The 9,136-nt window shown below is 56.2% G+C and carries 7 protein-coding genes; 1 reads left to right on the top strand and 6 read right to left on the bottom strand.

Features of this window, described 5'->3' with window-relative positions:
• Positions 1 to 282 precede the first annotated feature (282 nt).
• Complete coding sequence (locus tag J8I29_RS29455; RefSeq protein WP_209434393.1) at positions 283 to 744, top strand: hypothetical protein; 462 nt, start codon at positions 283 to 285, stop codon at positions 742 to 744.
• A gap of 52 nt (positions 745 to 796) precedes the next feature.
• On the opposite strand, the gene J8I29_RS29450 is transcribed toward J8I29_RS29455, so the two are convergent.
• From J8I29_RS29450 to J8I29_RS29420, 6 genes are all read right to left on the bottom strand, one after another.
• Positions 797 to 1,237 (bottom strand): hypothetical protein, encoded by a 441-nt coding sequence (locus J8I29_RS29450; RefSeq protein ID WP_209434392.1) that lies wholly within the window; start codon positions 1,235 to 1,237, stop codon positions 797 to 799.
• Between the two features lie 610 nt (positions 1,238 to 1,847).
• Positions 1,848 to 2,267 carry an SMI1/KNR4 family protein gene (locus J8I29_RS29440; RefSeq protein ID WP_209434390.1) on the bottom strand — a complete coding sequence of 140 codons (420 nt, stop codon included), beginning with the start codon at positions 2,265 to 2,267 and terminating at the stop codon, positions 1,848 to 1,850.
• A gap of 16 nt (positions 2,268 to 2,283) precedes the next feature.
• Positions 2,284 to 7,257 (bottom strand): HNH/ENDO VII family nuclease, encoded by a 4,974-nt coding sequence (locus J8I29_RS29435; protein ID WP_209434389.1) that lies wholly within the window; start codon positions 7,255 to 7,257, stop codon positions 2,284 to 2,286.
• Positions 7,258 to 7,259: 2 nt separating this feature from the next.
• Positions 7,260 to 7,661, bottom strand: coding sequence for a PAAR-like domain-containing protein (locus tag J8I29_RS29430; RefSeq protein WP_209434388.1), 402 nt, complete (start codon positions 7,659 to 7,661; stop codon positions 7,260 to 7,262).
• Positions 7,658 to 8,815, bottom strand: a complete 1,158-nt coding sequence (locus J8I29_RS29425; RefSeq protein ID WP_209434387.1) for a DUF2169 domain-containing protein — start codon at positions 8,813 to 8,815, stop codon at positions 7,658 to 7,660. The genes J8I29_RS29430 and J8I29_RS29425 overlap by 4 nt, the downstream gene beginning before the upstream one ends.
• Before the next feature lie 45 nt (positions 8,816 to 8,860).
• The coding region (locus J8I29_RS29420; protein WP_209434386.1) for a hypothetical protein at positions 8,861 to 9,136 on the bottom strand (276 nt) is incomplete at its 5' end.

The following is a 9,136-nucleotide window of genomic DNA, read 5'->3' as shown; positions in this document are numbered from 1 at the left end:
CGCACCGCGACATGGAGCGTGAACAGGTCGTTCACCGCCTCGCGCATCTCCGCACGTTCGGGCAGCAGCACGTCGGCGCCCAAAGGCGTCTCGATGCAAGATGGTCGGAATTAGTAAACTGTCCCCGTAATCCCATAAATCCCGTAGAAAACATGGGACCTCCTCAACGATCTGGAAACTTGCAACAGAACCCGCTCTTCTGGCTTCTAATCCGCACCTTAAGAAGCTGGTGGAGTTGAAGTGGCGTGTAGTATATTGCGCTTGTAGCAGACGGAATCGCACATGGCTGAGCTTGAAGATACACTCTATGAACAAATTAAAGCATTGAGTGCTACTGGTGACGCCTTAGCACAAGATGGTGACTATGAAGGGGCCCTTCTCAGATATTGGGAGGCTTTTGAACTTTTACCCGAACCAAAGACCGATTGGGAGGCCGGCACTTGGTTACTAGCGGCGATCGGTGACGCCAATTTCCTGCAAGGCAATTTCAGCGATGGTCGGAACAATCTTACTTACGCGATGCTCTTCCCAGGCGCCATAGGTAATCCGTTCCTTCATCTGCGGCTCGGCCAATGTCTGTTTGAGCTCGGAAATCTCGGTCAGGCAGCCGATGAGCTAATACGAGCCTACATGGGGGACGGGCCCGATACCTTTGCGGATGAAGATGATAAGTATCTACGATTCCTCTCAACCAGAGCAAATGATATAAAGATATCAAGCTTACAAACTAAGAGCGGCTCTTAGGAAGCTTTTTCATTAAAATTATCAGCGCATTTAACGACGGTTTGAGTTAATTTTATTTTCTATAATCCCTATAAAACTTAAAATATTTATTATCATATTCAGAAAATACCTTAGACCCATATTTTTTATACTGAATATCAAATTCGTTAAACGCTTTATCAAGCTTGCCCATTTCGTAATCCAGTGTTGCGGCGAGAAATTCTACTGGCTCGTTGAGTTCTGGGCCATAGGATTCTCTAATGATATTTAGCCAGCGCACAGCATTATCAAAATGATGAAAATCCCTATAGAATCCCACCATAAATTTTGGAATGATATTTGAATAAAAATTCCATCTCAACTTTTGGTCTGGCAGCAAGTCCCAAGACTCTAGTAAGGCTTTCTCCATCCCTTCAAAATTATTTCTATTCTTTTCTTCGTGATAATTTACAAAGGCCTTATTCAAGGAATCTTTGACGGCTTCCGGGAGCTCAGGTCGGCTGCTTTGACTCACTATTCTATCCTTACCTTCTAGGGAAAAACAAACGGATCAACCATAACAGGTGGTAAGTACCTCGTATTTTTTCCCAATATCTCCCCTTGAGACCTATTAATCGAATCTAAGTCGAGATAGTAGTTATTTGGTTCAAGCATAAATTGCCGAACAAGTGGGGCTCTTTCCCCGAAATATCGCCCTGTTTGATTCCACCAAGTGGAAGCGTCATTTATGTGAGACATATCAGCTCGCGATATGTCGTACCGTCGTTGGCGGGCTCTGCGCGCCATAGCCGGTTCAGCCCCCCATAGGCGATATTCCGCCGCCCATTGCTTATGGCCCTTCTCGTCGAACAATTCGCGCGGTGTGCCGAGATGATCGGCGACCACGTAAGCCAGGCGACCAGGGTGCTCTTCATATTTGCCCTCGGCATTGAGGACCTGGCGCGGGGCTTCCTGTTTAGCGAGCGGCCGGAAGGAACCTGGCTCATCGTGCCAGCACTCGGCTCGATCCCACCCGATCGTGCTATCGAGACGAAGCGGAGTGTCCTTAATCAGGGTGTTGCCGGCCCAACCATATCCATTGCCAGGCTTCCCTGCCCAATCGACCAGTCGGACAGCTTTGCTACTTATTCTTCTCCAAGCCATACCTCGTGAATCCAAGAGCCAATATCATCCCATTCTTCGTTTGCGGATCCATCATGAGACCAGTATCGGACCTTTCCATTGGGCGTTATACAATAATAATTTCCATTGTCCTCCGAGATCGGAAGCCAATCATTTGGAAGTCCTATTTTTCTTCCATTCTGCAATGCTGTAATAAGTTCTCTTGGGCTGCTGTGGTCTGGTGTAATTCTAAGGGCATCCATTCCATTGTGAATGCTATCGATTGCCTCCTTCGCAAATTTCCTATAGTCCTCGCTAAATTTAATACCAACTTCACTTTCATATCGATCTAGAACAGCATCGTCCGGTAAATACTGCTCTTTCGGCAACTTCAGCCGTACATCCTTTAATTCGTCGATTGCCGCTTGTATGTCATAAGGCATCACGTCCTCCAATCCTTCAGAAATCCAACGCTCTATCTTTCCAATATGACCTCTTCCATGAGTTAAATTGACTTCTATTAATACCTGAAGGTATATCTGTCCCAGAATTTATGTGTATATTTCCATAATTTTCTTGGTGAAAAGTCTGCGTCATTTCTGCTATTGGGCCATCTTGAGTTTGCAGCATGTGATGTAGATTAATTTTATTTCCATCTGGGCCATATGGTGCCAAACCGTTTTCCATTAATTGCTTGTTTGTTAGGCCTGTTTCAGGATCGACCCGGTTCGGGTCGATTATGTCGTCTCTTTGGTAAACCTTATTTCCTCTAAAAGTCTTGATTCTGCGCCAAAATCGGGCGCTTAAGCCCCAAGGATCTACCCAGCCACTGGGATCCTCGACATATCCTTGCGGTCTTTCTCCTCCCGCGAGGCCGATCGGGTCGGGACTGAGATATTGCCCTGCCAAAGGATCATAATAGCGGAAGCGATTGTAGTACAACCCACTCTCGGCATCCTCCCACTGCCCCTGGAAACGGATCGGGCATTCAGTCTTGGCCTCGGCGAATGCTTCCTCTTGCTTCAGCGCCAGATTACCATAGGAGGCGTAGATACGTCCGCCGCCAGTTTCGGTGGCATCGGCTCTGCCATTGCTGCCACGCCTGCCGCCGCTAGGATAAACGGCACGACCATTGTCGTTGGCGGGTTCTGCGCGCCATAGCCGGTTCAGGCCGCCCCACAACCGATATTCCGCCGCCCATTGCTTGTGACCCTTTTCATCGAATAGTTCACACGGTGTGCCGAGATGATCGGTGACCACGTAAAGCAGGCGGCCAGGATGCTCTTCATATTTGCCCTCGGCGTTGAGGACCTGACGCGAGGCTTCCTGCTTAGCGAGCGGCCGGAAGGAACCTGGCTCATAGTGCCAGCGCTCGGCGCGCTCCCACTCGATGGCGCCGTCGAACCGAAGCGGGGCTTCCTCGATCAGATTGTTGCCATCCCATCCATAGGCCAGGCCAACGACGGGGGGCTTATCGCGCTCCCCGGCCTTGGCCTGACCTCCCCGGGTCAGCGGCTGCTCGCGCGGATCATCCAGCCATTGCGTCGGATCGACGACCCGCGCAATGTCCACTTTGCCAGCGGCATGCGGCAGATATTTGCGCACCTCGCCGGATGTGAGTTCGCGCACCTTCCACACCCGCCTCCCGAAGGGATCATAGCCGTAGCGCCAGGCTTCGCCTTCGGGCGTGATGCCGCGTGCTAGCCGGTCTTTGGCGTCCCATTCGTAATGCCAGGTCTTCGGCCGGAAGCCGTTACGCTCCACCTTGCGTTCGACCACCCGCCCCCGGATGTCGTGTGTGAGATGGATGCGCTCGCCCTGCGGCCCCCGCGCCAATTTAACCTTGCCGCCATCCGAAAGCTGCCAGCCGATGAATCCCGTGGTGTCCTCAGTCGGGCGCCAGGCCGATCCGGCAATGGCAGGCGTGAGGCCGGGGCCATCATCACGGCCACTGCTTCCTCCCTCCGCGAAGGCCATGATGTTGTGCGCGGCGTCATAGCGGAAATTTTCGGCGCTGCCGTCGCCATGACGCGCTTGTGCGACCTGTCCGTTGCCATCATGAATGTAGCCGGTCTCACCCCAGAACCCGTCCGCAATGCCCGTCAGCGAAAAAGCCCTATCCCAGGAATAACGGCGCTCCACACCCGAGGCCGCCTTCGGCGAGGCAACGCCCGCATCGAGGTCGACGGCGTGGCCAAAGCCCGCGAATCCAGCGTCAAGCAGGCGGCCTGCACTCTGGTGCAGCAACTGACCGATGGCATCGTGGTGCTGGTGCAGCGCAAAGCCTGCCGCGCTTGCGCGCCGCGTCTCCCTCCCCAAACGGTCATGACTGAAGACCAGAGGCTGATGCCCATCGATGGTCAGGCGCGCTACCAATCCCAAGGGATCACGCTCGATCTCGACGAGATGGGAGCTTCCAGGGTTCGATCCAAGGATTCGGCGTTCCACCCGAAGGGCGTTTTCATCGTAACGGCTTTCGACCCGCCGCCCGTTTATCGTCTCCGCCACAATCCGACCATTGCCATCACGTTCGAGAGCGACCAGCGAGGCTTTGTTCTCCGCCTGGATCAGAAGGCCTCGGTCGTCATACCAATAGCGCGTGACGTCTTCGAGCTCGGTATCGCCATCCTCTTGCTTGGCCGATGGAGGGGCGAAACTCTCCTCGCGAACAAGGAGGCCGGATTTGTCATAGGCAAAATGCCGTCGCGTGCCGTCCGCATAGCGTATGGCAATAACCTGTCCCGCCGCGTCCCGCTCATAGACGATGCGCCGGCCGTCATAGTCCTCCTCCGCGATCACCTGGCCAGCGACGTCGCGCGTGAACGTCCAGATCTGCCCGTTGGCGTTGGTGACGGTGAGAAGTCGCCCCTCGCTGTCATAGCCGAAGCAGAGCCGGCCTCCCTTCGGATCGACGATTGCCTCCAGCACACCGAAGGCGCCATGCTGATAGGTCCATTGCCGTCCCTCGCCATCGGTGACGGTGGCGAGCGTTCCCTCCCGATCATAGGAGCGCGCGACCGTCACGCCATCCGGCCGCGTCAGCCGCGTGGGCACCGCAAAGCCGCCTGCACCGGCGTCATAGGCGAGGTGCGTCACCCCACCCAGCGCATCGGTCACCGATACGACGCGCCCATAGGCGTCATGTTCGTAACGCGTCACGCTGCCCTTGGCATCGGTGACGGCAACCAGGCGGTTGTGCTCGTCGTAGCTGCGCCGCTCTACCGCCCCATTAGGCCGCGTGATGGCAATTAGCCGGCCCTGGTCGTCATGGCTGAAGGCGGTGACATGGTCCTCGGCATCGGTGAAGAGGACGGGGCGAGCCTTGCCGTCATAGGCCATGCGCCGGGCATTGCCGGCGCCGTCGATCACCATCGCGAGCTGTCGACGTGGCGTCCATTTGTAGAGTGTCGAGCGGCCCTCACCGTCGGTTATCGAGAGGATATTCCCGAACGCGTCATACTCACGAGCAAGCATATTGCCATTGGCGTCGGCGGTCGACGTCCTACGGCCGAATTCGTCATAGTCATGTCGTGTCACCGCTCCGAGCGCATTGGTCTCCTCGGTGACATTCTCTTGCGCGTCATAGGCAAAGCGCTCAGCCCGCTCGACTTGGCCGGCCGGCATGTAGACAGTCTGTCGTTTCTCGCTGTCATAGTGAAAGCGGTCGTCGTTCCACAACCCATTGGTCATGGTGCGGACAACGCGGCCCTGCGTATCATAAGAGAACACGCTCTCGGTGCGCTGGCTGAGATTGGTCCAGCGCTTAAGCAGCGGTTTGGTGCGAGACCAATCATAACGCACCGACATGCCGAAAGCGCAGTCCGAGGAGATCATCCGCCCGCGCGTGTCATAGGCATAGCGGGCCAGTTCCAGCACCGAGCCATCGGTGCCGATCAGACTGATCGCCGTACGGCGGTCTTCGGCATCATTCTCGAAGATGAGAGAGAGCCCATCCGGTCCATCGAGCCGAGTGAGCGCACCGGTCTCGGAGCGATGAAAGATCGCCTTTGCTCCGTCCAGCGTTTCGATCGTTTGGAGACGGTAAATGTTGTCGGCATATTGCCGGAAATGCTTGACGAGTCGACCGTCCTCCAACTGCAGTTGCCGCAGCCAGGGTGCCGTCAACGACAGACCAGGAAAAGCCGGATTGGTCGCCTCCAGAATGTTGAAGGGGCGCTCGAAGCCGATCTCTTCGCCAGAAGCGTTGAAATAAGTCAGTTCCCCTCGCCGTGGATTGGTGATGATCTCGTCGAAGGCCGAGATCTGGCACGGGCCGAGCGGACCGCGATAACGAGTGGGCAAACCCAGCTTGAGACCCATATAACGCGCGCCGTCGAACGGCAGCGTGCCGGGAATAAGAAAATCTTCCCAGGTTTCGAGATATTCGCCATTGGTGACGGCAACAGGCTCGCCCCGCCTCGGAACCGCGTTGCCGGTGTTTGCCGGCGGAGGCGTTTCGGGAGGAGGATCCTCGGTTTGCCGCCCCAATTGTCCTGGAGGTCTTGAAGATGGGGCTTCGGAAGCTGTGTTCCCACCGGATTGGGCTTCGCGCGCTGCTGCTGAAACCGGTGGAGCTTCGGCTGCTGAAATTCCAGCTGATGGGGTTTCGCGTGCTATGGCGCCGGCCGATGGGCCTCCAGATGGCGGGGCCTCAACAGACCTTGCCACACCGGACGGAGACGGCCGCGGACGCATGCCAAAGCCGTTGCCTTGAACACCGGAGCGTCCGCCGATAGCCGCCTCCGCTACTCCCCCCACGGTTTCCGCTAGCGCACGCTCTCCCGGTGTTCCCGGCCCGAAATGTTCCTGCCACCATGTGGTTGGTGTCTCTTTTTTGATTTCGTTCTTCTGACGACACCACTTCTGAATGAGATCCTCATAGCCCTTCCCGTACCCCCAGTCCGGTCCCTTTAGCTTCGCGATACTTGCATCGAGGTTGTCCATGGCCCCCAGATGAGCTCTAGCGGCGCCGTCTAGATAATAGGAGTCGGGGTTGGCAGCGTCAGATAAAATAGAATCTCTTACCCCCGTATAAGATAAATCACCTCTCAATACGGGATTCTTGGATTCCGGGCCCGATTCGGTTGCTTTTCCGCTAACAATATCTTCCCACGAGGAAATAGGCTCTGAGCCGGGATGATTCCTGCTCAAATTGGAATTGAGAATTCCCAAAAGTTTCTTGAGGTGCTTGTCTTTATTCGATCTTGCATCTTCCCGCAGTTTCTTCTGATACGGCGTCTCCGGGCAATCTAGCGACTCCGGTTTCGCAACTGCACGGGTATTGAGCTGCCCCGGGCCGTTGCCCTTGGGGTCTGTTGTGCCCGTCCCCTCTTCCTTGCGCGGCGGAGCGGGCTGGGGCGAGGGGGCAACCGCAGGTGCGGGCGTGCCTTGCGGCGATGGTTCTTGCCGTGAGTTTGGGGTTCCATCCGCCATGATCAGGTCTGGCTCTTATCAATGGGGGTGAAGGGCTCCGTCGGTCCCTCGTCAGCCATGTTGATCGAAGCAGGATCGCGATGACGGCAGGAGGCCCAGCCGGAGGAATAGACGGTCGAGGTCGTTTCGATCACATGAGACAAGCCGTAATAGCCCGGTACGACAACGCCCTTGCCAATGCCCGGCTTATGGCCCTTGTAATATTGCGCCCGGGAATTGAGGTGGAAGTCCGATAGTTCATTGTTGAACACGCTGTCGGAAACACGCACAGCGTCTTTCAGCTTAGCCACTGAGAAATAAGCCACCGGCACCATGGCACTGCCACGTGGCGTCAAGCACACATCCGGGCCAATGGAAACGATGTAATGTTCCGCCGTCGCTTGGGAGGATGCCTTTTGGCTCATGCGTACTGGCCCTCTTTAATGCGTTTTGTCACCGCCACGCTGTCTTCGGGGCGGCCGATGCGATGGATGTTGGCTGTTACGAAGCGATCCGGCTCGAAACGGGCGCGCCAGCTCAAATAGATGCGCCGATAGCGGGGATTGGTATCCGCGATATCAAGAAACAAAGTGTCGAGGTTCATTTCGTGGCGAACGGTCTCACCATTCTCGCCCGCAAAATCCACGGCCAGCTTCTCGCCTGGCAGGCGGAAGGAAAAATCCGCCCGCTCGAGCAGCAAATTCGTCAAGCGAATGCGCTCGTCGCCACCGAGATAGCTATCGAGGATGAGGTCGGGATGGGCGCTGTTGTGATAGGCAAAGTCGTAATCGGCCGGCCATCGCGGCCATACCTTGGCCTTCCATTCGTCATCGTATGTTCCGCCATGGGGATAGCGCGGCTCCCAAGCTGGAGGAATCGGCCCCAGACTTTGCGGTGCGTATATTCTGTAGGCATCGGTAATCGGCTCGTCGGCGGCCTCGATCCGTGGCGCCGGCTGGGGACGCGTGTGGTCGGTCCATTCCTGGTCGATCCAGCCGAGCCCAAGGGGATTGTGGGGATTGGTGTCGATCACGGCCTGGCCGTTTTCGTCCTCGCCCTTGGGCAAAAGGCCGCCATAGGCATATTCATAGCGTAGCGGCAGGCTCGCGATCGGTTCGGATTCGGAAAGCTCCCAGCCTTCGAACCAACGCCGATGCTTCTGCCATTCCTGTTTTTCGTGCTCCGTTAGTGGCCTCTTCCATCTCGGCAGCCATTGCCGCGGCCCCGTCACACGCAAACGCTTGGTATGGGAATTTTCAGTGCCTTCGATGGTGATGCCGCAGGTCCAGGACGGCCGAGGCTCGCCGCCAGGGGCATGGGCGATAGCATTGACGATGACGTCTGTTGTCGGCTTGACCGGCACGAGATCGGAGGGATGCCAGAGCGAGGAAACGTTCACTTCGCCATGGCATTCATCGTCGAACATCATCGGCGCTTGTTCCTCGGCCACGAGCAACCGGCCGCTCGGGGCGATCTCATAGGTTGCCTTGACGATGATGACGCCAAACTCCCGCGCCTGATTGTCGGTGGCGTAGAAGCGAAAGTTCGGGAAAGGGGTGTAGTTTCTGACGTCAGGCATGTGGGACCTTGACCATGAAAAGCCGCGGCAAAAGGCGAGCTGCGTTCAATTGTGATGAACGATTTTCCCCTTCTGCTGGATCAGCTTCTCGGCCTCGATGAAAATCCTGACACCTCTGAGGAGGATGTCGCCATTCTTGCGCATCACCAGAAGGCACTTCGGTGGCGTGGGTTTGCCCTCTGCATCCACACCCGCACCGACGCCGATCACCAATTCGTCACCGATATCGATGTGATAGCTGTGACCGACCTTCTGCTTGAACACCTGTCCCACCGCAGAGACCTTCGCCGTACCGACTTGCTCGGTCTGGATCGCTCCGAC

It is taken from the genome of Labrys sp. LIt4 (assembly GCF_017813775.1).
GTDB classification, from domain to species: Bacteria; Pseudomonadota; Alphaproteobacteria; order Rhizobiales; family Labraceae; genus Labrys; species Labrys okinawensis_A.
The sequence above is the reverse complement of the archived record's forward strand: the minus strand, read 5'-3'. Positions and strand labels throughout refer to the sequence as shown.